Below are 24,351 nucleotides of genomic sequence, written 5' to 3' on the forward strand. Positions count from 1 at the left end.
GTGTGTCCGAAGTCATGATCCCCAGCGGTAAAAGTATTAGCCGCTGGGGATTTTTGCGCCCATTCGGGCCTTGTATGGAGGATAGACATGAACATTATCAATATCGGGATTCTTGCCCATGTAGACGCTGGAAAGACGACCTTGACGGAGAGTCTGCTATATGCCAGTGGAGCCATTTCAGAACCAGGGAGCGTCGAAAAAGGGACAACGAGGACGGACACCTTGTTTTTGGAGCGGCAGCGTGGGATTACCATTCAAGCGGCAGTCACTTCCTTCCAGTGGCACAGATGTAAAGTTAACATTGTGGATACGCCCGGCCACATGGATTTTTTGGCGGAGGTGTACCGCTCTTTGGCTGTTTTAGATGGGGCCATCTTGGTGATCTCCGCGAAAGATGGCGTGCAGGCCCAGACCCGTATTCTGTTCCATGCCCTGCGGAAAATGAACATTCCCACCGTTATCTTTATCAACAAGATCGACCAGGCTGGCGTTGATTTGCAGAGCGTGGTTCAGTCTGTTCGGGATAAGCTCTCCGCCGATATTATCATCAAGCAGACGGTGTCGCTGTCCCCGGAAATAGTCCTGGAGGAAAATACCGACATAGAAGCATGGGATGCGGTCATCGAAAATAACGATGCATTATTGGAAAAGTATATCGCAGGAGAACCAATCAGCCAGGAAAAACTTGCGCGGGAGGAACAGCGGCGGGTTCAAGAAGCCTCCCTGTTTCCGGTCTATCATGGCAGCGCCAAAAAGGGCCTTGGCATTCAACCGTTGATGGATGCGGTGACAGGACTGTTCCAACCGATTGGGGAACAGGGGAGCGCCACCCTATGCGGCAGCGTTTTCAAGGTTGAGTACACCGATTGCGGCCAGCGGCGTGTCTATCTGCGGCTATACAGCGGAACGCTGCGCCTGCGGGATACGGTGGCCCTGGCCGGGAGAGAAAAGCTGAAAATCACAGAGATGCGTATTCCATCCAAAGGGGAAATTGTTCGGACAGACACCGCTTATCCGGGCGAAATTGTTATCCTTCCCAGCGACAGCGTGAGGTTAAACGATGTATTAGGGGATCAAACCCGGCTCCCTCGTAAAAGGTGGCGCGAGGCCCCCCTCCCCATGCTGCGGACGACGATTGCGCCGAAAACGGCAGCGCAAAGAGAACGGCTGCTGGACGCTCTTACGCAACTTGCGGATACTGACCCGCTTTTGCGCTGCGAAGTGGATTCCATCACCCATGAGATCATTCTTTCTTTTTTGGGCCGGGTGCAGTTGGAGGTCGTTTCCGCTTTGCTGTCGGAAAAATACAAGATTGAAACAGTGGTAAAGGAACCCACCGTCATTTATATGGAGCGGCCGCTCAAAGCAGCCAGCCACACCATCCATATCGAGGTGCCGCCCAACCCGTTTTGGGCATCTATCGGACTGTCTGTTACACCACTCCCGCTTGGCTCCGGCGTACAATACGAGAGCCGGGTTTCGCTGGGATACTTGAACCAGAGTTTTCAAAACGCTGTCAGGGATGGTATCCGTTACGGGCTGGAGCAGGGCTTGTTCGGCTGGAACGTAACGGACTGTAAGATTTGCTTTGAATACGGGCTTTATTACAGTCCAGTCAGCACGCCGGCGGACTTCCGCTCATTGGCCCCGATTGTATTGGAACAGGCATTGAAGGAATCGGGGACGCAGCTGCTGGAACCTTATCTCTCCTTCACCCTCTATGCGCCCCAGGAATACCTTTCCAGGGCTTATCATGATGCACCGAAATACTGTGCCACCATCGAAACGGCCCAGGTAAAAAAGGATGAAGTTGTCTTTACTGGCGAGATTCCCGCCCGCTGTATACAGGCATACCGTACTGATCTGGCCTTTTACACCAACGGGCAGAGCGTATGCCTTACAGAGCTAAAAGGGTATCAGGCCGCTGTCGGCCAGCCGGTCATCCAGCCCCGCCGTCCAAACAACCGCCTGGACAAGGTGCGCCATATGTTTCAGAAGGTAATGTAAAGATACATAATCGTCAAGACGGCAACAATCAGAAGTTATGGAGGGTAACAATGGAATATCGTAAGGAAGATTTAATGGAAGCAAAAAAGCAAATTTTGGGAGTGGGAGAGAACATGGGAACAGAGGAAAGTAAAAAAATCTGGGAGGAGAACGCACAATTTTGGGATAATGCAATGGGTGACGAATCTAATGAATTTCACAGAGAGGTAGTGCGTCCCAAAGTAACGGAACTTCTATCTCCTAATCCTGCGGATTATATTTTGGATATTGCGTGTGGCAATGGAAATTATTCTTCGTATCTTGCACAAAGAGGCGCTTCGGTTGTCGCTTTTGATTACAGCAAAAAAATGATAGAATTGGCTAAAAGACGGCAATCACAATATGCAAAACAAATTGAATTTTGTGTGGCGGATGCGACCAATAGAAAAAGTATATTAGAATTAAAAAGAAATCGAGCCTTTACGAAAGCAGTTTCTAATATGGCAATTATGGATATTACGGATATTGAACCACTTCTTATGGCTGTTTATGAACTGTTGCAGGAAAGCGGAATTTTTGTCTTTGCAACGCAACACCCTTGTTTTGTCACGTTGACTGAAAAATATATGACACCGCACAGTTACTATGATATAGCGATTGAAGGGCAACCGAAAGAGCAGATTTATTATCATCGTTCCATACAAGATATTTTTAACCTTTGTTTTAGAGCTGGATTTGTCATTGATGGATTTTATGAAGAATGTTTCAAAACCAACAAAGAAATTCCTATGGTAATGATAGTAAGGCTTAAGAAGGTAAAACGTGATACCTTACAATAAATTCAAGTTTGTCGGGTAAATAGCAAAGCCAGCCGAGCCAGCGGGCGGTCAAGATGAACGGGCTTCGCCCACCGTTGACAGCCCCGCCCGGTTTCGCAGTTAGGCAGTCAAGGAGCGACAGCAAGGAGTGCTGCCGCCCCGCACTATTATTCAGAGAGGGGGAATTTCCATGACAGACCAGAAAGCCTATCAAGAATATATCCAGCGCAGGTACAACGCCTCTTGCAAGGCTGTTATCCGCTGTGCCTGACAGCGTCCGTCCGTGCCGGAATTATGTAGAGCTCCACATAATTCTGTTGTATTTCCCAGCCTTTTGTGATACTATTTTGATACTAATAAACTTTACAGCCGAAAATAGCAGGTGGAATATTAACATATTTGCGAAAGTTTTTCCTGCGAAATCACCTCAAATACACCCTACTATATCTGAATTTGCCGAGTGGGAATAATCTCATAACCTGACTTTCCCGGTTCAAGAGCCGGAAAAGTAGCGATTTCGGAGCTTGTGGCAACGAAATGGCAACAAATTTTCATTATTGATAGAAAAAGAGCTAACTGGTTTTGTTAAACCGGTTAGCTCTTTTTTTGTTTTATCAAGTGTTATTTTGATGAAGTTACTTTTTAGTCGGGAGTTTTATATTGAATTTGCCGCCAAGCACAGCGGTTCCAATTCCAACGGCAGTAAGGACTAAGAAGCTTGCACTTCCGATAACCTTCCAGTTGAACATCCGTTTTTCAGAGTCTTTCTGCTCTGCTTCCTGCACAGCACTTTGTTCTTGTTGTCTGGCTTCAGTATCTTTTTGGTCAACCATTTTCATAATTTCGATTTCTCGGTCGATAATTTCTTGTCGCTGTTCAGGCGTCATATCGGGGTTATCAAGACATTTGCTGCAATCAGTCTGAACCTTTTCCGCAAACTGAATATACTAAGTACGGCTTTGATTCGAATGCTCTATTTCCTGCTGAATGAGATCAAAAGTCTGTTTCAGGTTGGTATCATCGCTTGCAATGATGGCATCAAGTACACCCTTATATTCACTCAAACAAGAGTGAACAAAATTGACGTATTCAGGATATTGTGCAATGACCTGGGCGGCTACTTCAGGGCGTAATTCGTTTAGTTTTGAAGCATAGCTTATAAAATCGCTTTTCGATAGGTTTCTGAAATCTGTGCAATCTACAAGAGCCATAATCTCTTTCTCTTTATCGGTGTATTCCATCTCGCTACCTCCTTAGTGCAAACTTGATAGTTACCGATTACTTCAAATCGTTTATTAGCATATCACTTAGCCCCTGTGACATAACTTTTGCTCGCTTCTGTGTGGTGTCAAACTCCGGATAGTGATACCGCCAGTTGTCATAGTCCTCTTGGCTGATTTCCTCAGCTTGAAGCATGGCTGCGGCCTGACGCCAAGCACAGAGCATCTGGTGCAGCTCAGCAGCATCACGGTTCTTTCGTACATTGACTTTTAGACAAATCTCTCCGTCCACCTCGTCAACATACAGACCATAGCGATCTTCCAGCGTGAACAGCGTGTGCATCAAGCCAATATAGGAGTCTATATCCGGTACAGAAAGAGCATTTGGTGAGACTTCAAGAACCTGTGCCAGAGCAGCCGTGAGGTCAGCTTTAGGAGTTCTTGAGCCAGTTTCATACTGAGCCAGACGTACATCTGCGGATTTTTCAGGGAAACCGAGCAGCTTTCCAAGCTGTTTTTGTGTCATTCCGCACTTATTGCGGAAAAAATGAATTCTTTCACCGATTGCCATAGCATCATCTCCTGTTATATGCGGTGTTGTGTTATCTCTAATATAGCAGATATGTTTAGGATAGTCAAGGAACGTTAAATAAATTTGCTTAATATTTTCTTGCAAGCCTGTTGACATAAGCTAAAATGTTTAGTATAATCATTTTTACAAAGCAAATATGTTTAACTTCGGATGAACCTTGAAAACTGAATAACACTCTACCGAGCAACAATCTCTCTGTACAATCAGGAAACTGATGAGCCACATCAAAGGGTACGCCAAGACCTTCCGCAAAGGAGTGAGCGATCACTACCAGCTTTGAAAAATCCGGGCAGTTCCCGGAGGCGGCGATGACAGCAGAGAGAAGATACTCCCCACCGAAATCCGGTGAGAGGCTTCGTAAGTTAAGCGGAGATCAAAAGATGAGCGCTGATCCACTGTCAGCGGTTCGGAGAGCAGGAAAACAAAAAATCGTGTTGAAAGGGGGAATGCCTAACCAGTTTGAAAATGAAGCTTGTAAGGGATCAATTAAAATGAACAGGAGGATTTTATATGGAAGAGAACCGTTTTATGCGTGTGGACAATGTAGCAAAAGAGCTGGACGTTTCCAACTCTCATGCCTACCGAATCATGAAAGCCCTCAATGACGAGCTGGAAGCGATGGGCTATATGGTTGTTTCCGGCAGAGTGAACCGGGCGTTCTTCATGAAAAAGTTCTGTTATAAAGAAGAGGAGGAAATGTAATGTCTGTTTATAAGGAAGAAAAAACTGGTACCTGGCGTGTCCTATACCGCTATACCGACTGGACTGGCGAGAAAAAGCAGACCCAGAAGCGAGGCTTTAAGACCAAACGAGAAGCTCAGGCATGGGAACGGGAACAGATGAATCTGGTTTCCTCAAGCTTGGATATGACCTTTCAGAGCTTTGTGGAGCGTTACCGTGAGGACAAAGCTGGACGCATCAAGGAAAACACATGGGAGATGAAAAATCACATCATTGAAACAAAGCTGCTGCCCTACTTTGGCAAGCTGAAAATCAGCAGTATTACCCCGCAGCAGATTATCAGCTGGCAGAATGAACTGTTGAACTATAAGGACGATAAGCGAAAAGCCTATTCGCCTGTCTACCTTAAAACGGTTCACAATCAACTTAGCGCTATTTTCAACCACGCTGTACGGTATTACAATCTGCGGGAAAATCCCTGCACAAAAGCTGGCAGTATGGGAAAGAAGAAAAACCGTGAGATGTTGTTCTGGGCAAAAGAAGAATATCTTAAGTTTGCCGATGCGATGATGGACAAGCCAATGTCCTTCTACGCCTTTGAGATGCTTTACTGGTGCGGTATCCGAGAAGGTGAGCTGCTGGCACTGACCCCGGCAGATTTCGACTTTGAGAAAGGTACAGTGACCATCAACAAGAGCTATCAGCGACTGAAAGGCCAGGATGTAATCACCACGCCCAAGACTGAAAAGAGCAATCGAACCATCACCATGCCGCAGTTTCTGACCGATGAAATTCAGGACTACTTGAAAATGCAGTATGACATCGGCGAGGATGACCGGATGTTCACCATCACGAAAAGCTATCTCCATCGGGAGATAGACAGAGGCTCTAAGGAGACCGGGGTAAAGAGAATCAGAATACACAATCTTCGTCATAGCGCAATTTCAATTCTCATCGATATGGGATTTTCGGCAACAGCAATCGCAGATCGAGTGGGCCATGAAAGTATCGACATCACTTACAACTATGCCCACCTGTTCCCGTCAAAGCAGAAAGAAATGGCTGAAAAGCTGAATATGGAAAGGAATGATTAAATCATGTCAGCAAAGAATTTGGACAATCACAATCGTTGGAGAAATCGAACCGTGGCATTCCGTGTCTCGGAAGAGGAAAACGCACAGATTGACACAGCCGTGAGGCTCACTGGGTTGACCAAGCAGGACTACATCACCAGACGTCTGCTCTGCAAAGATGTGGTCGTGCAGGGAAATCCCAGAGTGTTCAAGGCGCTGCGAAATCAGATGACAGACATTCTGGATGAGCTGCGCAGGATTGAAGCTGGTGCCGGTGTTGATGATGAACTGCTGGATATCATCGAGATGGTTGCCATCATCATGAATGGCATGAAGGAGGATACTTATGGAAAATAAGAAAACGACCGCCCCAAACGCATCTGTTGGCGCAGATGCAGGGCAGCCGTCCGTTAAAACTAACACTGAAATTGTATCAAACTCTCGGGCGCAAAGCAACCTTTCTGAGGATGAATTTATGGCTATGTGCCGTAAAATGGACGAAATCAACGCTCCCGGTTACCTGCATATGGTGTCCCACAATGAACTGCTGGATACACCGTATGTAGGAAAGCAGGCAATCATTGATGACCTGCTTTATACAGGAGCCTATATTTTGGCGGGAGCGCCCAAAATCGGCAAGTCGTTTTTTGTGGCACAGATTGCCTACCATGTCAGCACTGGACAGCCCTTGTGGGGGTACAACGCCCGACAGGGCGATGTCCGCTATCTGGCACTGGAGGATGACGAAAAGCGGCTGCAAGATCGAATGTATCGGATGTTTGGGGTAAACGGAACGGACAAGCTCCGCTTTGCAACTGCTGCAAAACAAGTTGGAAACGGACTGGATGAACAGCTGGAATTTGCGCTCCACAAATATCTGGGAACCAAACTCATCATCATAGATACGCTGCAAAAGGTCCGAGAGGCAACCAGCGACAATTACAGCTACACCAGCGATTATCAGGTAATCGGAGCGTTGAAGAACTTTGCTGATAAGCATAGTATCTGCATTTTAATTGTCCATCATACCCGCAAACAGCCGGCGGGTGACACTTTCGAGAAAATCTCCGGCACCACTGGACTGCTGGGATGTGCAGATGGCTCATTCCTGCTGGAGAAAGAGAAACGAACTTCCAGCAAAGCAACGCTCAGTATTGTGGGCCGAAATCAGCCAGATCAGCAGCTCTATCTGGTCAAGAACCAGGAACGGCTGATTTGGGAGTTGGAGAGAAAAGAAAACGAGCTTTGGAAGGAACCGCCTGACCCGCTTCTTGAGGAAATCAGCCACCTGTTTCATGGTGAGCTGACAGAGTGGAAAGGCAGCGCAACAGAGCTACTTGCACTGATGGGCAAGGATATGCAGCCGAATATTCTTACCAGAAAACTGAATGTGAAAGTCAGCGAGCTGCTGAGCGAGTATCAGATTCAGTACACTGCGAAGAGAATCAGAGAGGGCAGCAGCCTTTGTTTGAAGCGCATTGACCAGAGTGTGTGACGATTGGTGACGGTTATGACGATTAAAACGACAGCGGGTGCGGTATCGAAAATACCGTCACAATCGTCACAACCGTCACAGAACCCCAAAACGCATCCCTCGTCCCCACCAGAGATCCACAGATTGACGGTGGTTTATCTGAGAAAATCCGGTGAATTTTCCCAGATAGCGGGAACCAGAAACGATGATTAATCGAGGCTGGTGAGCGCACCGAGCTTGCAGTGGTGGATAGCCATTGCAAGCTCGGCAGGCTCCCGCAGGAGCCGCACGCCCCCTCGGAGAGCCCACGACATCTTTGCACGCAGTGAAAGTGTCATAGTGGGTTATTACACTTTGAAAAAGTGCATCCCCGGCCCGCAGGCCGTACAAACAGGAAAGGAGTTCTATGGCAAGAAACGACGGGATTGACCGTACCAGCGCAAGAAACGTAAATTTGACTGCCGTAAAAATTGGAAACGCACAGCGGCACAATGAATGGGAAAAAGAGTCCTACACCAACCAGGACATCGTCCCGGAACGCACTCCTCTGAATATCCACTTCAAGAAACCAACCGCTGGATATCAGCAGATGTTTGATAAAATGAAAGCCGATGGAGCGATCTCTACAAGAGGTCTGAAAGAAGATGCACACCTTTTCGGAGAGCTGATCTTCGATGTAAACTCTGCCTATTTTTACAACCACGGTGGCTATGACTTTGCCAAACAGTTCTATGCGGATGCCTACAAAGCGGCAGTGGAAATCGTGGGCGGTGAGCAGTACATTCTGTCTGCGGTTATGCACGCCGATGAGCGAAACCGAGCTATGTCAGAAGCCTTGGGCAAGGATGTATTTCACTACCATCTTCATGTGGTCTACATCCCGGTGGTAGAAAAGCAGATTCTATGGTCGAAGCGGTGCAAGGACAAATCTCTGGTGGGCACCGTGAAAGAGACTGTGTTGCAGGTCAGCAGCAGTAAGAAGTGGGCCTCTCAGCCTGCCTCGGATGGACAGGGACGGCCACTGTTGACCAAGACGGGCAAGAAAGTTCTGAAAAAATCCTACACTGTTTTGCAGGATAACTTTTTCAACGCCATGCAAGCTTGCTGGTTATAGCGACATCCAGCGTGGAGAGCGAGGCAGCAGTGAAGAACATCTGACCGTGACCCAGTTTAAGGTGATGAAGGAACAGGAACGACTGGAAGAGTTGACGGAACAGACAGCACAGAAAGTTCAGGAAGCAGCAACGCTGGATAAGAAAATTGAAAAAGTTCAAAAGCAGCAGTTGGCGGTTCAGAACGTTGAGAAAATCGAAGCAAAGGCTGTACCTTTTTCTTCTAAGGTGATGCTGGAGCGCTCCGAATACGAAAGCCTTGCCACTGCCGCCAAGAAATATGTGACTCAGGAGAAGAAAGAGCGGCATCTGCAAAAGCTGCTGGATGCTGCCAACAAACTGATTTCGGAGCTAAAAAGCAAAATCGCTGAGTTGACCGCTGAACTGGCAGAATACAAGTCTGTCCGTGGAAAGCTGCGTGCCAGCGAATTAGAGAAGGAAAATGACGAGCTTCGGGGCAAGCTCCGCAGCTATGAAAATGTAATCGACCGGCATGATTTGTGGCACTTGTTTGGTCGCAAACGGTCTAAAACGGTGACAAGAGAAGAAAATCGTTGATTTCCGTGTAGAGCCGAAGAAAAATTCAGAAATCAGGAGGTATTTATGACAACAGGCCTTACCAAGAGGCAGAAAACAACTGCCATCTTTTTTGATGAGCAAGGGGATATGATAGAAGTACAGACCCACAACACAGACCTTAAAAATCGGCTGGCAGAATATGCGCTCAAATACCCCCAGGAGTGCTGCCAGGCCGATGACGATGAGCAAGGCGGACTGACCTTTGAAATCAGGAAAGGTCGTTTGAGCTTTCGACTGACCGCCCTATATAGTAAAGAACGCTGTCAAAAGTGCAGTAATCTGGCAAAGAAACACACTGAAAATCTGAAAGGAGCACAGAAATGAAGATTTTATCCTGTGCGTTTAACATGGATACAGCCTGTGTCGAACTGAAATTTGCCGATAGCAGCACGATCTCCATCGACACCATTGCCGTGGAGAATGAGGTTGCCAGCAACATGTATGAGCGGTCAGAGCTGGACTATCTAATCTACAATGACCCGGCAGCTTACGCTGACCTGATCCTGAACGGTAATCCGGAAGCCTACCTGAAAATAGTCACGGAGTATAAGCCCCTGGACTGAGCCGTGAATCTAATGGTTAGATTTCGTTAGAAATGATAAGAAAACCCGCCTGCATCCGTATCACGCCGGTACGAGTGCAGGCGGGTTATTTTTTATTGAATTTCCTGTTCCAAATCTCGGAACAACTCAGAGTTAAAAAAGTCCTCAATCGTAATCCCCAGGCCATCGCAGATCTTCTCGTAAACAAGGAATACTAACAGATTCTATTCAATAAAAACCTCCGAAGTAGATATCGTTTGCTCCAGAGACAATAAGTGGTCCGAAAATACTACAAAAATACTATAAATCTGTCAAATCAAAATCTGAGGAAAGAGGTTCTTTATCTTCGCAACGTTGGGTTTCAGCCTGAAGGATGGCATCCTGGACGACCTGGATACATCCATCTAAATCCTTATTGATTTCTTTTTCCCAGAAATGAAGGGGAATCCACCCAGAAGATAGTAGCAGTTTGTCATTGCGGATATCTCTTTGGATATTCTCCTCGATTTTCTCAATCCAGAATTCTCGGTTCGATTTCAGTTTTTCTTTTTTGTTCTTCCAATCGTAGCCATGCCAAAATTCGCCATCCACAAAAATGGCGATTTGATATGTTGTGATAGCAATATCAGGAGAACCGGGCAATTTTTTATAATTCAGTCGATAACGATAACCACAGTGCCAAAGGGCTTTAGCAAGAATGGTTTCAGCTTTTCCTTTTTTGAGGTGTACATGGGACATCCTCTTAGAAATAGCTGGTGTTGTTTTAAGTTTCTGGTGTTTCATGGTTATTGTCGAATTACAAGATCCCCACAAGCTTCGTTAAATCTGGATTGGGGTAATGGTGCCACACCTGTGCGTTGAAAACTATCGATTAATTTAGATATGCCAATCTTACCTCTTATGTGGGAAATAACAGTTAGATGAGAGAGGCAATTATTTATTCTTCCTGTCGTGATATTCCAATGATTTCCTTGCAAATAATGATATTTGCAATCCTCATTCTGAGCTAATAAGTCATTATAATATAAAAATCCCTCTAAAGAAATGCCTTCAAAAGATTCAAAGCGATCATTCAACGTTTCAATAACATCGGAATCGAGTCTCAGATAATTCCAAACAAATCGAACGGTTTGTGTATTAACTATTGTGCCACTCGGGATGTCAAGTGTTTCACAGATGTAGCCGTTTTCAGTGTGCATATAGTCAATCATATAGGCAATTCGTAAAAAGATAGTTGCAAGAATATCTATATCGGCTCGATGGTTTTGTCCTATTAAATCGATAATATCCCATATTTTTTTGAAATCCATATCTTGAGCATATGAGCCATCAGCTTTTATTAATACAGGTCTGGCATCTAAAGGAAAATTTCGATTACCTGCACGTGAACTTTCTAAGCCGGGATACTGCATATATAGCTTTTCGCCAGCAATAGTTTCATATAAACAAATTCTTTTTTCAGTCATTCCGTATGAAAGATTTTCTCGAGGCAAAGATGAAAAATTCTCAATATTTTCCATTTTTTGATTTTCGGAAGTGCGGTACGGAGTTTGCTGGGGAATTGTTGTTGTTAAACGATTTCGCACTTCATGCATTGAAATAAGTGGCATGTTAAATTTCCTTTCAACAATTTTTTATTTGATTTGCAATATAAGTATTATTTAGCCAGAAGCACTGTTTTGTCATCATGCGGCCATCAGGTAGCGGCAATTTATCGGCAGCGTTCTTTCCGTGTGGGCGGACATGAGCTACACGACTTTCAGAACTCTTGGGTAAGTTGTTTCGCACACCTCGGGGAGAGTCAAAAAGTTTCACGCCTTCCCGAATGATCTGTACGGTCTTCTCCCAAACACGATGGACCTCGTCAAGGTCTGCGTCCGGAATGTTCCAGAACTGGATACGGTCAAATACTAACTCACCAGCAGCGTTTTCCTGGAAGATGACAAACAAGAATTTTGTCGGGGCGAGGTAGTTGCGGAGAGTGGAATCCTCCCATTTCTCCTGGCTCAACTCGATAAAATCGAAGGTGGGGAAGGACATACTCTCTTTAATCGTTCCATCACGCCGGACTCGGATGGTTTTAGGTACGATGCTTGCCTTTTGAAACTCGTCGGTATATGCGATTTTTCCGGACACGCCGAGCATCTTGGCCAGCAGGACCTCATTCAGATTTTTCGCTTTACAGTCAAGTCCGAATCGATGCTGGAGTTGATTTTGGGTCAAACCAATATAGGGAGAAACTGCATCGATGATATGCTGTTCAAAGCTGTGCTTCTGCAGGATACGGGAATCCTTGATGATATGCTCATTTTGCTGGTTCCCGAAGATGTACACATTCAAGATATGCGTCATATAAGAAGACTTCAGAGAATATGCCCTCTGTTTTGCGGGGATATCAGAAAAAGGCTGCTGGCGGACACTTTTTGCGTTGGCACCCTTGGTGCAGGCAGCCAGATACATCGTATCGCCCTCGGAAATCAGATGGGCATTGCCGGAGCGGACTTTATTCATGATGGTTTCCCAGTCATGCTCGATGATGGCCAAATCTTCTTCTGGGAAAGTGAACAAGACCGCTTTGTCAATAGTGTACTGGCTCTTGGGAACATCGTACCTGTGTTCATAGGACATGAGCAACATCGTTTCGCATTTATGCCAGAAGGAGCTGGTTCTAAGAGTTTTATCATACTCGGTCATGTAATCGATGATATTGCAGACCAAGCGCTCCTTTGCACGGATGTTCCCGGATTTACGAATATAAGGCGTAACCTTGAGTTCTACACCTGCCTCAGGAAAGTCGGGCTCAGCTTCAGAGTTGGGAGTATAGCCAAACCAGCTTTCTTCGATAACTGTACCAATTGCACCTTTTCCAGTCTGAATCCGCCCGGTTTTATCGATGTCTTTCATAGGGATACCGATGACTTCGGTGGCTCTCTGCAAAATAGCGGCTTTGGTGGTATAAGCTGTTCCTTCCACAAAAATCACCTCGATTTCGAAAATAGTGCTTGATCTTTCGGTCAAGATGTGCTATACTAACAAAATTATGGAAGTATATCCATTATATCAAATTGAGAGGTGATGCGAAAGTGGCTAACAACAAAAAGAATGTTCGTGTAGTCGAACTTTTTGCTGGCGTCGGCGGTTTCCGTGTGGGCCTCGAAAGATGTGCCAAAGATGTATTCCGGACCGTATGGGCGAACCAGTGGGAACCTGGTCAAAAAGGCCAGTGGGCATATAAGTGCTACTCTGAGCGTTTTGGTGCGGATGCACATTGCGTTAATAAAGATATTTCAACCGTAATTGAACAGGTGCCAGAGCATGATTTATTGGTCGGAGGCTTCCCTTGCCAAGATTATTCTGTTGCAAGTACTGGGGCAAAGGGTATCGAAGGTAAAAAAGGTGTTCTTTGGTGGTCAATCAACGATATCGTGCGCAAGCGGCATCCCCAATTTATCTTGTTGGAAAATGTTGACCGCCTTTTGAAATCTCCTACGAAGCAGCGTGGTCGAGATTTTGGTATTATTCTAAAATGCTTATATGATGAAGGTTACGCTGTCGAGTGGCGAGTTATCAATGCAGCAGAATATGGAAATATACAACGTCGTCGCCGTACTTTCATTTTTGCATTCAAGGATACAACAAAACAGTTTGCTCGAATCAAAAAATATATGGAAACTGAAGGCGAGTTTGAGTGGTTGGTCAGGGATGGTTTCTTTGCTGAAAGCTTCCCTGTGAAACAGGAACACCACGACAAGAAAAAGCCGACCGAACTGGACTTGGACGAGTACGAGGATTTGGTCACTGTCAGCGATATGTTCCACGCTACTTTTTACAACAGCGGTGTAATGTATGCTGGTAAAATTTATTCGGAAGAACTGAGTCCTGACTATAATGGCCCACAGAAACTGTTGGGAGATATCGTTCTTGAGGAGCCCGTAGACGATAAGTATTTTATTTCTCAGGATCAAATAGAGAAATGGGAGTACATGAAGGGTTCTAAAAAAATCGAGCGAACCTCAAAAGAGGGATTCACCTACCAGTTCTCAGAGGGGGCCATTGCTTTCCCTGACCCGTTGGACCGTCCAGCCAGAACGATGTTGACCAGTGAGGGTACAGCGAACCGTAGTAGTCATGTCATTACAGATAAGCTCACCGGAAAATATCGCCGCCTGACTCCTGAGGAGTGTGAGCGGATCAATGGATTCGATACGGGGTGGACAGATACAGGTACGCCAGAACGACAGAGATACTTCATCATGGGTAATGCCCTTGTGGTGCCGCTGATTGAAAAAATGGGCGGAAAACTGTTGGAAATCATGTAAGACAAGGGACACACCGTTATTGGTGTGTCCCTTTGTCTATAGGAGGCTACCATGGAGAAAATAAGAACAGTTGAATTATTTGCTGGTGTTGGCGGCTTCCGATTAGGTCTGGAACAGGCTTCAGAGCGATTCCAGACAGTGTGGGCCAATCAATGGGAGCCGTCGACGGAGGATCAATGGGCATTCAGGTGTTATGCAAAACACTTTGGCGAATCTCATAATCATGTATGCAAAGATATTGCAGCAATCGACAAAGATAAAATTCCTGACCATGATTTACTGGTAGGTGGCTTTCCGTGCCAAGACTATTCTATTGCGAAAAAAGGGGCAAAGGGCATTGAAGGTAAAAAAGGTGTGCTATGGTGGCAGATAGACGAAATTTTGGATAAGAAAAGACCTTTGTATGTATTACTGGAGAATGTGGATAGACTGATCCGTTCTCCCGCAAAACAAAAAGGCAGGGACTTATCTATCATTCTCAGGTGTTTTTATGAAAAAGGGTATGCAGCAGAATGGCGTGTAATCAATGCAGCTGATTACGGTCAGGCCCAGCGGCGTAGACGTACTTTCTTATTGGCATATCATAACGATACGGAAATTTTTAAGCAATTTGCAGAAGAGACTTGTCGATATGGTGTGAAAAGGATGCATACCCATGTTATGACCGATGGGGTCTTGGCAAAAGCATTCCCTGTCAGTGGACATGGGAGGTCTTATTTAGATAACTGGATTGATGAGTTCAGTTATGAAGATATGGCAAGTCTATCAAGGGAACAGTCTGTATATTTTTATAACGCTGGTGCCATGATGAATGGACGTATCTATTCGGTGGATGTGGTGCCGGAGATAGAACATTGCATCCCTATCCGGGATATTTTGCAGGATGGAGAGATAGACAGTCGTTACTTTATCAAGGAAGAGGACCTGCCCCGTTGGCGCTATATGAAGGGTGCTAAAAACGAACTGCGTCATAGGAAGGACGGAAGTACCTACTGTTTTTCAGAAGGCGTAGTAGCCTTTCCAGAACCCTTGGATAGGCCGTCCAGAACGATGTTGACCAGCGAATCGAATGTCAGCCGAACGTCCCATGTGGTCGTAGATCCACAAACGAAGAAACTACGTACCTTGATGCCCGTTGAATGTGAACGATTGAATGGCTTCCCTGACGGGTGGACCGAGGGTATGCCGGAGCGAATGCGATATTTTACGATGGGAAATGCGTTAGTAGTTCCTTTAGTTAGTGCAATCGGAAAAATAATCAATGATATAACTTGATCTTTGGTAAATTACATGATATCATATAGAACACAAGTTGGTTTTAAGGAGGGGAGAATGTGGGGACCATCAATCTATACAGAATAGATGAGGAAAAGCAGGGACTTTTTCTTCAAGAATTGGCGCAAAAAATGGAACTTAGGGACACTATCTTTTTGGAATCAGAAAATGAAACTGGGATGGTAGAAAATTTTGGCCTGACCTTATATTTGTCTCGTCCAGGAGAAAATAAAGAGATTGCCTGGAATTGGGTACTGGAAGAATTTCATGAGCAATCAATAGAAATATCAACTGCACCAAAGGGGATTATTATCGTAGAAAAAGACGATGGAATAACATATGCAGTAACATTTGGCCATTCATAGAAGGGAATCTATTGACGGCAATTGCTGAAAATCCAACGCAAGTTAACATATCTGAGTTGGATATTATCGGTGTAACAGAAATTTTCAACCACAATGACGGAGAATTTCAGTTGAGTTACAGAGGACAGCAAAAAAATATTTCATCTCTCTCAAATGCGGAAATTGAAAAATTTTGCGATGAAAACGGTTGGGATTATAGTCGAACTCTGCTGAATATTTCTGTGATAAGCTTATATAATGGACATTCAGTTGTAACGAAGAAGGTAAGGGATCTAATCGATTACACAGATGACGGACAAAAATGTCTATTATCAAAAGGAACTTGGTATCAATATAATGATGATTATTTGTCTTATCTGAGAGACTCAATTGCTGAAATAGAAGTAAAATATAATCCTGCATTTGATTTTTCGAGGGAGCAACACGATAATTTCATAAACCAGAAATATGAAGAAGAGAAAAATGAGCCTCGTTATCAGGGACAGGATGAGACAGCCATAAAAATAGCGCTGAAACAAAAGTATTATGCAGAGAGAGCGTATAACTTGCTACGAGAGCAAGAAAATGGATTTCAGAACTATGACCGTGTTGATGTGAAAATAGGCGACTGTAATATTGAGGTCATGGACTTATACAAAGATGGAATGATGTGTGCGGTGAAAATAGGTAGCGCATCTTCTAAATTGTGTTACGCTGTAGACCAATCTTTGACTGCTCTTAAGCTGTATAAAAAAGGAAACTTGCCTAATGTCCCTAAAATCAATACGGTAGTTTTGTGGTTCGTTTTAGAAACACAGACACATATCGAAGATGTGGATGGGCGGCCGCAGTTGAATCAGTGGAAGAAAGAAGTAAGATTGCAAGGATTTACCCCTATGATTTATATCAATTATAGATTGAACTAAAAAATCTGTGGCAACACTATCAGATAGCCTATCCTATTCCGATAATGAAGATAATAGTGATATGAGAAGCAATTTCCACTAACTAAAAACGCTTAGTTTCTCGCAAACAGGAGCGAGTGTAAATGTGGATACGTGCATATTCCTTTGTAACCTCTGCACTGTGGCATGGCTCATACCATGCTTTTCCCGCAAAGTATATGTTGTCACCCGTTTATCTGACATAGTTTTCCATAGAGGACTGTATTGAATCATAGCAAAAAGGCCCCTTTTATTGTATTACCTCTTTACTCTTGTGTGTTCGCACATTGAATGGCGGCTTCAATAATCTCAATAACATATTTCCGTTTCGCCTAAAGACAGGTACAGCAATCAGTAACCTGTCTTTACTCATCAGCCGAATCTTCAAACGAATAGTCATTTAGGGCTTGAAAATCTAAAAATTCAGCTACTGTCATACCAAAGGCCAATGCAATTTGATGAAGTGTACGGATACGGGGATTAAATGTCCTTTTATTTACAAAATTGTCAAGTGTTGACTGACTAACGCCACTCATCTCTGATAGTCTGTTAATAGATATACCTTTTGATCGACAAAGTATCAAGATCCTATCTACAAGAATTTGTGAATACTTATAGTCTATCTCTGCTATCTGAATCCCCTCCTTACTTTGAGTAATAGTTTTTATGGTATTACCCTTTCTCTATTATCTAACTTTTATCTCTGTTCTCTCGAAGGCCGCGAAGGTGGTATATTTTTGAAAAACTCCTCATATTCCACATTAAACACAGTCTTTAGACCAACAAGATCATTAATAAACAAATTACCACGACCCATTTCTATGAGAGAATATGTACTTCGGCTCAATGGAGAGCCCAACACTTGTAGCTTGGCAATAGTCTGTTCCTGTGTCAATCCAGACCGATTCCGTATTTGTTTGATATTTTCCCCCAATAACTCACTACCCAACAGCTTTGACATAAACAATCACCTAAATAGACAAGATTTTTCATCATCTTATCAATATTCTTATTTCCTATTGCTTATACCTATAAGCTGTGCTACAATTTGTTTCTATATTACTCGTTCTATTAATGGCAAAAAAGTGTATCCCCGCCAACAGGGATACACTGAACCATTGAATCATTCTCTAAAATAGGCTTCTGTTGCGGCCTCGAGCATCGCCACTACACGATGTACATCTTCACTGTCTCGGTTGGCAAGCATCGTTCCAATGTTAAACAAAAGTGGATCCTTTTCAACATCACCAAACAAGATCGTATGAGCGTTTACGTTCAAGACCTGACATAATTTTATAAATCGTTCAAGACTAACTCCAGAATTACCAAGCTCCAAATCGGCCAGAAATTGAACTGATATTCCCACTCTTTCAGCTAAAAACTCCCGGCTCCATTTCTTTGCTTCTCTAGCATTACGGAATCGTTGTCCCATATTCACATTTTGGGGCTTTTTTTCTTTCACTCCGCAACACCTTATACATCTAATTTTTCATTTTATATTACCCCAATATTGAACACTTTAACATATAGTATGGGTACCTCATTTTTTTAGTGTCAAATGGAAAGTATTACTAAGGCCACTATTTTTCATGCAGTACATCTTATTTCGTAGGCAACTATTTTTTAATAGGGAGAACATCGCCATGTCAGAAAGTCATACCAAACTTGAGGAGCTTCCTTTCAGCTTTCAGGGGGTGGAGGAGAAATATGGCTCTCTCATCGACGCTGAGGAACTGTGCCCTGGGGTATACTACGCCTCCGCCAGATTGTTGGAGCGTTATACCTTTCTCGTGGCCCAGTACATGGTCGTGACGGCCAGCTCCCCAGCTATCTCGCCGGAGGCCAGGGCCTACGGCGCCCCCCTGCCCGACGGCGCCCTGATCTTCGAGGCCAACGACTATTACGACAAGGGCCAGCACGTCGTCCGGTATGAGGCCCACAAATATCTCGCTGACCACGGCCTTCCTCTACCGGAAGCGGAATCTCTGCTGGGGGACCGGGTCTTTGGGATGGAGGTCTGCCCTGAATATTTCGGCCAGCTCCCGGTCCCCACGGACACACCCTGGGGACCGCCTCTCCGCCACGACCGCCTGGGGAACGGGCTCTACTGGCTGGAGACTGAGCACGCCGGCTGGGTGCTGGCCCTGGCCTACCCCATCCGTGAGGATCTGATGTTCCACACCAGGGTCTTTGCCGCCCTCATGCCAACCGACCGGGAACGGGGGCTGGACAATACCTTCGGCTACTGCTTCTATCCCTTTGAGGTGAGCTGCATCCCCCTCTTTGAGCTGCTGGAGTACGGGGAGCGGGACTGGGCGGACAAAATCGACATCGCCGCCCTGAAAAACGCCATCCTGAAATTCTACCCCGACTATCTCAAGCCCGACCTGTATGAGCGCCAGAATCCGCCGAGCATAGCGGCCACTCCCGGCGCCGGGACGGACTTTTACCGCTTCCCGGCCTGAACCCAGCACGAAAAAGGCGGCCTCCCATGGGAGGCCGCCTTGAACCCAATTTCCTCTATATCCCAACTGCCCGGGGCGCCCCAACGGGGCGCTCCGGGCAGTTTTCCGCTCTATTTCTCTCTATTGGCGCTGGCCGGGCATCTCCCAGGCCTTGTGGTCGGTGTGAAGCAACTCCTCCGCCTTCTGACTCAACGGGGCGCCCAAGAACTCCCGGTACAGGGCTTGGACCTGGGGGTTCTCGTGAGAAAAGCGGATGGGCTCCGCCCGGTCCAGGTCGTACAACCGCTGGCCCCGGACGCCATACAGCTCCTCGTCCTCTACGGAGATGGGCTGACCGCCGCCGCCCACACAGCCGCCGGGGCAGGCCATGACCTCCACAAAGTCGTAATGGACCTTGCCCGCCTTCAGCCGCTCGATGAGCTTTCGGGCGTTGCCCAAGCCGCTGACCACGGCGCAGCGCACAGGGGTGCCGGCCAGCTCAAAGGCGGCCTCCCGCAGTCCGGGCCCGGTACGGACCGCCGCGAAGGCGTCCGGGTCCGGGTTTTTCCCTGTGAGCACATAGGCCGCTGTCCGCAGGGCCGCCTCCATCACGCCGCCGGTGGCCCCGAAGATAACTCCGGCCCCGGTGTGGACGCCCAAGGGGCTGTCTGGCTCCTCTTCCGGCAGGAGGGCGGGGTCCAGCTTGTCGGCCCGGAGCATACGGACCAGCTCCCGGGTCGTGAGAACCAGGTCCACATCCGGGCGGCCGTCCACCGCCATGGTAGGCAGCTCACTCTCCGCCTTTTTGGCCACACAGGGCATGATGGACACGCAGAAGATTTTTTCCGGCGCTACCCCCAGCGTTTGAGCAAACCAGCTCTTAGCCACGCTGCCAAACATCTGCTGGGGCGACTTGGCGGAGGAAAGCTGATGGGTCAGCTCCGGGTATTGGCTCTTCAGGAACCGGACCCAGCCGGGGCAGCAGCTTGTGAACATGGGCCAGCGGGTCAGCCCCCCGGCCTGGAGGCGGTGGAGGAACTCGCTGCCCTCCTCCATAATGGTCAGGTCGGCGGCAAAGTTGGTGTCAAACACATATTGGAAGCCCAGCCGCCGCAGGGCGGCGGCCATGCGGCCCATGGTGGCCTCCTCCCGCTTCAGCCCAAATGCCTCGCCCCAGGCGGCACGGACGGCGGGAGCCACCTGGACCACGGTAATCTTGTCCGGGTCGGCCAGGGCGGCAAAGGCCCGCTGGGTGTCGTCCCGCTCCCGCAGGCCGCCCACGGGACAGTGGGTGATGCACTGGCCGCACAGGGCACAGTCCGAGTCCTTAATGACCCGGTTGTCCGACACGTCGATGGTGGTGCGGCCGCCGGTGCCCGCCAGGTCCCAGATGGACAGGGACTGGACCTTGTCACAAATCTGGATGCAGCGCATGCATTTGATGCACTTATTATAATCATGGTACAGGGGGAAGGTGGTGGTCCAGGCCCCCCGCAGTCCCCGTGGCAGCTGGCTCTCATAGGGCAGGGACAGGATGCCCAGGTCATTGGCAATCGCTTGAAGCTGGCAGTTCCCGCTGCGGACGCAGGTGGCGCACTTGCAGTCGTGCTGGGACAGAATCAGCTCCACATTGGTCCGCCGGGTGGTCCTGGCACGGGGGGAATTGGTGTGGACCACCATTCCCTCCTTCACCGGGTTGTTGCAGGCGGTGACCATGGCCCGCTCCCCCTCCACCTCCACGCAGCAGACCCGGCAGGCAGCGATCTCATTGATCCCCTTCAGGTAGCACAGGTGGGGAATACGGATGTGGGCCGTTTTGGCGGCCTCCAGGATGGTGGTGCCCTCCGGCACCTGGACAGTCAGTCCGTCAATGGTCATCGTCACCATTCCGTGTTCCTCCCTCCCTTGAAGATACCGTAGCCGAAGTGGTCACAGCGCAGACAGCGGCTGGCCTCCTGCTGGGCCTCCTCCAGTGTCATGCCCTCCTTGAGCAGAGAGAAGTCCCCGCTGTAACAGGAGAGATGGCGGTTTTTCAGATTCACCCGGCCGCAGGGCGGGGTGTTGGTCATATGGGCCGGCGGGATCTCCACATCACAGCGGATCTTGTGGTCAAAGCCCAGATAGTTGTCAATGTTGGCGGCGGCCACCTTTCCGGCGGCCACGGCCCGAATCACGGTGGCTGGGCCGGACACGGCGTCGCCGCCGGCAAAGACGTTGTCCACGCCTGGGACCGAGCTGGTCAGGTCGGTCTGGATGGCCCCCCGGCGTGTGGCAATGCCCACCGCCTCGAAGGGCTGGGCCTCGATGGCCTGGCCGATGGCCACGACGACGTAGTCGCAGGGGATGCGGAATTCCTTTGTCTGGGCGCCGGCCGGAGTGGGCCGGCCATCCCGGCCATAGCGGCTGATGATCTGGGGCTGTGTCCACAGGGCGGCCACCTTTCCCTCCTCGTCCGCCTCAATGCGGGCGGGGGCCTGGAGGGGCAGAATTTGGCAGCCCTCGGCCATGGCCTCCTCGATCTCTTCAGACAGGGCGGTCATGTCCTCCACCCGGCGGCGGTAGACACAGGTGACGCTGTCCGCCCCCAGGCGCAGGGCGGTGCGGGTGGCGTCCATGGACACGTTGCCGCCGCCGATGACGCACACCTTCTTTCCCGTGAAGTCCGGGACCTGGCCCTCGCCAATGCCCCGGAGCAGCTCCACAGCGCTGATGACGTTTTGGGAGTCCTCCCCCTCCAGCCCCAGCTTTTTGTCGTTGTGGGCGCCGATGGCGATGTACACCGCGTCAAAACTCTTCTGGATGTCCTCCATGGTCAGATCTCTGCCAATGGACACCCCAGTATGGACTCGGACTCCGGCGGACAGGATGTGGTCGATATCCCGGTCCAGGATCTCCTGAGGCAGACGGTAGTCCGGGATGCCGTACCGCAGCATACCGCCCAGTTTAGGGCGCTGCTCATACACCGTCACCTGGTGCCCCATAAGGGACAGATAATAGGCGGCGGTCATGCCGCCTGGGCCGCCGCCTATGACGGCCACTGTCTTTCCAGTGTCCGCCGCCCGCTCCGGCGGGGCGGCAGGGGCGGCGTGATCCACCGCAAACCGCTTCAGCCCGCAGATGTTGACCGCGTCATCCACCATCCGGCGGCGGCACTGGGCCTCGCAGGGATGCTCGCACACATAGGCGCAGGCGGAGGGAAAGGGATTGTCCTTCCGGATCAGGCGGACCGCGTCGTCGTACCGCTCCTCCCGGACCAGGGCCACATAGCCGGGGACATCCACATGGGCCGGACAGACGGACACGCAGGGCACCGGGTGGCTCAGGCCGCAGATACAGCGGCCGTGGACCACATGCTCCTCATAGTCCTCCCGAAAGCCCCGCACTCCCCTGAGCACCATGTGGGCAGCCTCATAGCCGATGGCGCAGTCGGCGGAATCGGCTATGACCTGGGCAGTGCTCTCAATCAGGTCGATGGTCTCCAGCGTAGCGGTGCGGTCCAGCACCTGCTCGATCAGGATGGCCAGCTGGTTCAGCCCCACCCGGCAGGGAACACACTTGCCGCAGGTCTGGGCGTGGCACAGCCGCAAAAAATTCAGGGACATGTCCACAGGACACAGGCCAGAGGAGCTGGCACTGATCCTGCGCTCCATGTCCCGACTGAGCCACGAAAGGACGGTCTGGGCCCGCCCCGGCGTTTCGATGGACAATCGGCTCAAAGGGATCTCCTCCTTCACATCTTCTCGCTGTTCTGCAAAGCATTCCTTCCTTGTCTTTCATAGTTCGGCAAAAAGTTTCTGCTTTCCAGCGTTTTTCCTGCCTCGATTGCAAAAATCTTGACAGCTTCACTTTTCCTATATTCAAAAAAGTATCACAAGGCCCAGCCGTTGTCAATGGCAACCGGGCATTCTCTTATTTCATATGATATCATTTTTATCCGGGGGATATTTTTGTTCCAGCCTACCAAAATGAAAACCGGCCGGCGGCCGCTGGAGCGCGGACGCCGGCCGGGAACTCTCGGTCCAGTTCAGGCCTTCTGAGACAGGGCAGTACAGAAGGCCAGGGAGTGGAAGGCCACCTCTTTGTCATCACTTCTGGAGGTGAGGGCCACAGGGATTTTGGCCCCGATGACCACGCCGCAGGTCTGGGCGTGGGCGTGCATCTGCCAGCACTTGACAATCAGGTTGCCCGCCAGCAGACTGGGAACGACGATCCCGTCGAACTCCCCACACAAGGGACAGTCGTAGCCCTTCAACCGGGCGGCCTCCTTGGACAGGATCAGGTCATAGGCGATAGGGCCCACCAATTGGCAGTCCGCGATGGGGTGCCGGCAGTGCTCTCGGACCAGCTCCTGGGCCTCGATGGTGTCCTTCATATGGAAGGCGACCTTCTCCACCATGGATAGCAGGGCAATATTGGGCCTCTCATAACCCACAGTCTTCAGCATATCCACCATGTCAGCGATGATGGTCTTTTTCTGTTGAAGATTGGGCTCAATGGTGACGGTGACATCTCCGATGGCTATGACCTTGGGATACTCGGGCATACAGACCAAGTCAATGTGGGCCAGCAGCTTGTCGGTGCGCAGCCCATTCTCCGGCACCAGGAGGGGCAGCAGGAACTCCCGGGTCTGGGTGTTGCCCCGCATGAGCATATCCCCCTCGCCCCGGTTGACCACATCCACCGCCGTCTGGGCCACATTCTCCCCAGGCTGGGTGGGTACCAGGCGGTAGGGCCTGTCTTTCATCCCCAGCCGCTCCAGCATGGGGACCACCTTCTCCTCCTCGCCCACTAGGACGGGAAATACAAAGCTGGCCTCCTGAGCCATAAAGGCCCCCAGCAAGATATTCTCCGCGTCCGCACCGGCGATAACGACAGTCTTAGGCTTCTGAACGCTCTTAGCCTGCTCCACGATCTGATCAAAATTTTTCAGCGCCATGGTACACAACAT

General features: G+C 48.7%; 25 protein-coding genes and 1 pseudogene. 14 read left to right on the forward strand and 12 right to left on the reverse strand.

The window, feature by feature from the left end; genetic code table 11:
- Positions 1-87: 87 nt before the first annotated feature.
- Both tet(W) and OCV64_RS00855 read left to right on the forward strand, forming a co-directional pair.
- The gene (tet(W), locus tag OCV64_RS00850; protein WP_031474227.1) at positions 88-2,007 is read left to right on the forward strand and encodes a tetracycline resistance ribosomal protection protein Tet(W); all 1,920 of its coding nucleotides are present in this window, start codon (positions 88-90) and stop codon (positions 2,005-2,007) included.
- 50 nt (positions 2,008-2,057) lie between these two features.
- On the forward strand, positions 2,058-2,825 hold the full coding sequence (locus tag OCV64_RS00855; protein ID WP_004010385.1) for a class I SAM-dependent methyltransferase: 768 nt from the start codon (positions 2,058-2,060) through the stop codon (positions 2,823-2,825).
- 614 nt (positions 2,826-3,439) lie between these two features.
- On the opposite strand, the gene OCV64_RS00865 is transcribed toward OCV64_RS00855, so the two are convergent.
- Genes OCV64_RS00865 through OCV64_RS00875 form a run of 3 tightly spaced genes read right to left on the reverse strand, consistent with a single transcriptional unit; the run spans position 3,440 to position 4,595 of the window.
- Positions 3,440-3,691, reverse strand: a complete 252-nt coding sequence (locus OCV64_RS00865) for a hypothetical protein (protein WP_243200926.1) — start codon at positions 3,689-3,691, stop codon at positions 3,440-3,442.
- A gap of 60 nt (positions 3,692-3,751) precedes the next feature.
- Positions 3,752-4,045: a hypothetical protein gene (locus OCV64_RS00870; protein ID WP_262668982.1), complete on the reverse strand. Its 294-nt coding sequence runs from the start codon at positions 4,043-4,045 to the stop codon at positions 3,752-3,754.
- 37 nt (positions 4,046-4,082) lie between these two features.
- Positions 4,083-4,595, reverse strand: a complete 513-nt coding sequence (locus OCV64_RS00875; RefSeq protein ID WP_262668983.1) for a helix-turn-helix domain-containing protein — start codon at positions 4,593-4,595, stop codon at positions 4,083-4,085.
- 531 nt (positions 4,596-5,126) lie between these two features.
- Between OCV64_RS00875 and OCV64_RS00880 the strand changes: the two genes are divergently transcribed.
- The 7 genes and pseudogenes from OCV64_RS00880 (at position 5,127) to OCV64_RS00910 (ending at position 10,098) form a co-directional block, all read left to right on the forward strand.
- Positions 5,127-5,318, forward strand: coding sequence for a DNA-binding protein (locus OCV64_RS00880; RefSeq protein WP_262668984.1), 192 nt, complete (start codon positions 5,127-5,129; stop codon positions 5,316-5,318).
- Positions 5,318-6,391, forward strand: a complete 1,074-nt coding sequence (locus OCV64_RS00885) for a site-specific integrase (protein ID WP_262668985.1) — start codon at positions 5,318-5,320, stop codon at positions 6,389-6,391. The genes OCV64_RS00880 and OCV64_RS00885 overlap by 1 nt, the downstream gene beginning before the upstream one ends.
- 3 nt (positions 6,392-6,394) lie before the next feature.
- Positions 6,395-6,727, forward strand: coding sequence for a plasmid mobilization protein (locus OCV64_RS00890; RefSeq protein WP_262668987.1), 333 nt, complete (start codon positions 6,395-6,397; stop codon positions 6,725-6,727).
- Complete coding sequence (locus tag OCV64_RS00895) at positions 6,717-7,865, forward strand: AAA family ATPase (protein ID WP_262668988.1); 1,149 nt, start codon at positions 6,717-6,719, stop codon at positions 7,863-7,865. Before OCV64_RS00890 ends, OCV64_RS00895 begins: the two co-directional genes overlap by 11 nt.
- A gap of 385 nt (positions 7,866-8,250) precedes the next feature.
- A pseudogene (locus tag OCV64_RS16265) lies at positions 8,251-9,514 on the forward strand (plasmid recombination protein).
- 45 nt (positions 9,515-9,559) lie between these two features.
- Positions 9,560-9,859, forward strand: coding sequence for a hypothetical protein (locus OCV64_RS00905; RefSeq protein WP_186852322.1), 300 nt, complete (start codon positions 9,560-9,562; stop codon positions 9,857-9,859).
- On the forward strand, positions 9,856-10,098 hold the full coding sequence (locus OCV64_RS00910; protein WP_186852323.1) for a DUF6061 family protein: 243 nt from the start codon (positions 9,856-9,858) through the stop codon (positions 10,096-10,098). Before OCV64_RS00905 ends, OCV64_RS00910 begins: the two co-directional genes overlap by 4 nt.
- 279 nt (positions 10,099-10,377) lie before the next feature.
- On the opposite strand, the gene OCV64_RS00915 is transcribed toward OCV64_RS00910, so the two are convergent.
- The 3 genes from OCV64_RS00915 to OCV64_RS00925 are packed head-to-tail and all read right to left on the reverse strand — an operon-like array spanning position 10,378 to position 13,050.
- Positions 10,378-10,860: a very short patch repair endonuclease gene (locus OCV64_RS00915; protein ID WP_186852324.1), complete on the reverse strand. Its 483-nt coding sequence runs from the start codon at positions 10,858-10,860 to the stop codon at positions 10,378-10,380.
- 2 nt (positions 10,861-10,862) lie between these two features.
- Complete coding sequence (locus tag OCV64_RS00920) at positions 10,863-11,687, reverse strand: hypothetical protein (RefSeq protein WP_262668991.1); 825 nt, start codon at positions 11,685-11,687, stop codon at positions 10,863-10,865.
- A gap of 13 nt (positions 11,688-11,700) precedes the next feature.
- A complete protein-coding gene (locus tag OCV64_RS00925) occupies positions 11,701-13,050 on the reverse strand; it encodes a Sau3AI family type II restriction endonuclease (protein ID WP_262668993.1) in 1,350 nt (449 codons plus the stop codon).
- A 110-nt stretch (positions 13,051-13,160) separates the two neighbouring features.
- Between OCV64_RS00925 and dcm (OCV64_RS00930) the strand changes: the two genes are divergently transcribed.
- Genes dcm (OCV64_RS00930) through OCV64_RS00945 form a run of 4 tightly spaced genes read left to right on the forward strand, consistent with a single transcriptional unit; the run spans position 13,161 to position 16,941 of the window.
- Entirely contained in the window at positions 13,161-14,396 is a 1,236-nt protein-coding gene (gene dcm / locus OCV64_RS00930; RefSeq protein ID WP_262668994.1) for a DNA (cytosine-5-)-methyltransferase, read from the forward strand.
- Positions 14,397-14,447: 51 nt separating this feature from the next.
- Positions 14,448-15,671: a DNA (cytosine-5-)-methyltransferase gene (gene dcm, locus OCV64_RS00935; protein ID WP_262668996.1), complete on the forward strand. Its 1,224-nt coding sequence runs from the start codon at positions 14,448-14,450 to the stop codon at positions 15,669-15,671.
- A gap of 59 nt (positions 15,672-15,730) precedes the next feature.
- Positions 15,731-16,036: a hypothetical protein gene (locus OCV64_RS00940; protein ID WP_186852329.1), complete on the forward strand. Its 306-nt coding sequence runs from the start codon at positions 15,731-15,733 to the stop codon at positions 16,034-16,036.
- Positions 16,037-16,047: 11 nt separating this feature from the next.
- On the forward strand, positions 16,048-16,941 hold the full coding sequence (locus OCV64_RS00945; protein WP_262668997.1) for a DUF6119 family protein: 894 nt from the start codon (positions 16,048-16,050) through the stop codon (positions 16,939-16,941).
- A gap of 78 nt (positions 16,942-17,019) precedes the next feature.
- Here OCV64_RS00945 and OCV64_RS00950 read toward each other — a convergent pair whose 3' ends face one another.
- From OCV64_RS00950 to OCV64_RS00960, 3 genes are all read right to left on the reverse strand, one after another.
- Positions 17,020-17,193 carry a helix-turn-helix domain-containing protein gene (locus OCV64_RS00950; RefSeq protein WP_317246359.1) on the reverse strand — a complete coding sequence of 58 codons (174 nt, stop codon included), beginning with the start codon at positions 17,191-17,193 and terminating at the stop codon, positions 17,020-17,022.
- Between the two features lie 131 nt (positions 17,194-17,324).
- Positions 17,325-17,543: a helix-turn-helix domain-containing protein gene (locus OCV64_RS00955; protein ID WP_262668998.1), complete on the reverse strand. Its 219-nt coding sequence runs from the start codon at positions 17,541-17,543 to the stop codon at positions 17,325-17,327.
- Between the two features lie 539 nt (positions 17,544-18,082).
- Positions 18,083-18,421 (reverse strand): helix-turn-helix domain-containing protein, encoded by a 339-nt coding sequence (locus OCV64_RS00960; protein ID WP_262669000.1) that lies wholly within the window; start codon positions 18,419-18,421, stop codon positions 18,083-18,085.
- Positions 18,422-18,602: 181 nt separating this feature from the next.
- Between OCV64_RS00960 and OCV64_RS00965 the strand changes: the two genes are divergently transcribed.
- Positions 18,603-19,424: a hypothetical protein gene (locus tag OCV64_RS00965; protein WP_262669001.1), complete on the forward strand. Its 822-nt coding sequence runs from the start codon at positions 18,603-18,605 to the stop codon at positions 19,422-19,424.
- A 120-nt stretch (positions 19,425-19,544) separates the two neighbouring features.
- Here OCV64_RS00965 and OCV64_RS00970 read toward each other — a convergent pair whose 3' ends face one another.
- From OCV64_RS00970 to OCV64_RS00980, 3 genes are all read right to left on the reverse strand, one after another.
- On the reverse strand, positions 19,545-21,290 hold the full coding sequence (locus OCV64_RS00970; protein ID WP_262669002.1) for an NADH-dependent [FeFe] hydrogenase, group A6: 1,746 nt from the start codon (positions 21,288-21,290) through the stop codon (positions 19,545-19,547).
- Complete coding sequence (locus OCV64_RS00975) at positions 21,284-23,119, reverse strand: NAD(P)-binding protein (RefSeq protein WP_147572758.1); 1,836 nt, start codon at positions 23,117-23,119, stop codon at positions 21,284-21,286. The genes OCV64_RS00970 and OCV64_RS00975 overlap by 7 nt, the downstream gene beginning before the upstream one ends.
- A gap of 308 nt (positions 23,120-23,427) precedes the next feature.
- Positions 23,428-24,339 carry a phosphate acyltransferase gene (locus OCV64_RS00980; protein WP_262669008.1) on the reverse strand — a complete coding sequence of 304 codons (912 nt, stop codon included), beginning with the start codon at positions 24,337-24,339 and terminating at the stop codon, positions 23,428-23,430.
- Positions 24,340-24,351 lie beyond the last annotated feature (12 nt).

The sequence above is a fragment of the Muriventricola aceti genome (genome assembly GCF_025567565.1).
GTDB classification, from domain to species: Bacteria; Bacillota; Clostridia; order Oscillospirales; family Oscillospiraceae; genus Lawsonibacter; species Lawsonibacter aceti.

What these genes read in the sequence shown, in the direction of transcription:
- OCV64_RS00965 (WP_262669001.1), top strand. Translation starts at nt 18,603, where the DNA reads ATGTCAGAAAGTCATACCAAACTTGAGGAGCTTCCTTTCAGCTTTCAG.
- dcm (WP_262668996.1), top strand. Translation starts at nt 14,448, where the DNA reads ATGGAGAAAATAAGAACAGTTGAATTATTTGCTGGTGTTGGCGGCTTC.
- OCV64_RS00905 (WP_186852322.1), top strand. Translation starts at nt 9,560, where the DNA reads ATGACAACAGGCCTTACCAAGAGGCAGAAAACAACTGCCATCTTTTTT.
- OCV64_RS00855 (WP_004010385.1), top strand. Translation starts at nt 2,058, where the DNA reads ATGGAATATCGTAAGGAAGATTTAATGGAAGCAAAAAAGCAAATTTTG.
- OCV64_RS00950 (WP_317246359.1), bottom strand. Translation starts at nt 17,193, where the DNA reads ATGATTCAATACAGTCCTCTATGGAAAACTATGTCAGATAAACGGGTG.
- OCV64_RS00970 (WP_262669002.1), bottom strand. Translation starts at nt 21,290, where the DNA reads ATGGTGACGATGACCATTGACGGACTGACTGTCCAGGTGCCGGAGGGC.
- OCV64_RS00865 (WP_243200926.1), bottom strand. Translation starts at nt 3,691, where the DNA reads ATGACGCCTGAACAGCGACAAGAAATTATCGACCGAGAAATCGAAATT.
- OCV64_RS00880 (WP_262668984.1), top strand. Translation starts at nt 5,127, where the DNA reads ATGGAAGAGAACCGTTTTATGCGTGTGGACAATGTAGCAAAAGAGCTG.
- OCV64_RS00895 (WP_262668988.1), top strand. Translation starts at nt 6,717, where the DNA reads ATGGAAAATAAGAAAACGACCGCCCCAAACGCATCTGTTGGCGCAGAT.
- OCV64_RS00870 (WP_262668982.1), bottom strand. Translation starts at nt 4,045, where the DNA reads ATGGAATACACCGATAAAGAGAAAGAGATTATGGCTCTTGTAGATTGC.
- OCV64_RS00910 (WP_186852323.1), top strand. Translation starts at nt 9,856, where the DNA reads ATGAAGATTTTATCCTGTGCGTTTAACATGGATACAGCCTGTGTCGAA.
- OCV64_RS00915 (WP_186852324.1), bottom strand. Translation starts at nt 10,860, where the DNA reads ATGAAACACCAGAAACTTAAAACAACACCAGCTATTTCTAAGAGGATG.
- OCV64_RS00885 (WP_262668985.1), top strand. Translation starts at nt 5,318, where the DNA reads ATGTCTGTTTATAAGGAAGAAAAAACTGGTACCTGGCGTGTCCTATAC.
- OCV64_RS00875 (WP_262668983.1), bottom strand. Translation starts at nt 4,595, where the DNA reads ATGGCAATCGGTGAAAGAATTCATTTTTTCCGCAATAAGTGCGGAATG.
- OCV64_RS00920 (WP_262668991.1), bottom strand. Translation starts at nt 11,687, where the DNA reads ATGCCACTTATTTCAATGCATGAAGTGCGAAATCGTTTAACAACAACA.
- OCV64_RS00890 (WP_262668987.1), top strand. Translation starts at nt 6,395, where the DNA reads ATGTCAGCAAAGAATTTGGACAATCACAATCGTTGGAGAAATCGAACC.
- OCV64_RS00980 (WP_262669008.1), bottom strand. Translation starts at nt 24,339, where the DNA reads ATGGCGCTGAAAAATTTTGATCAGATCGTGGAGCAGGCTAAGAGCGTT.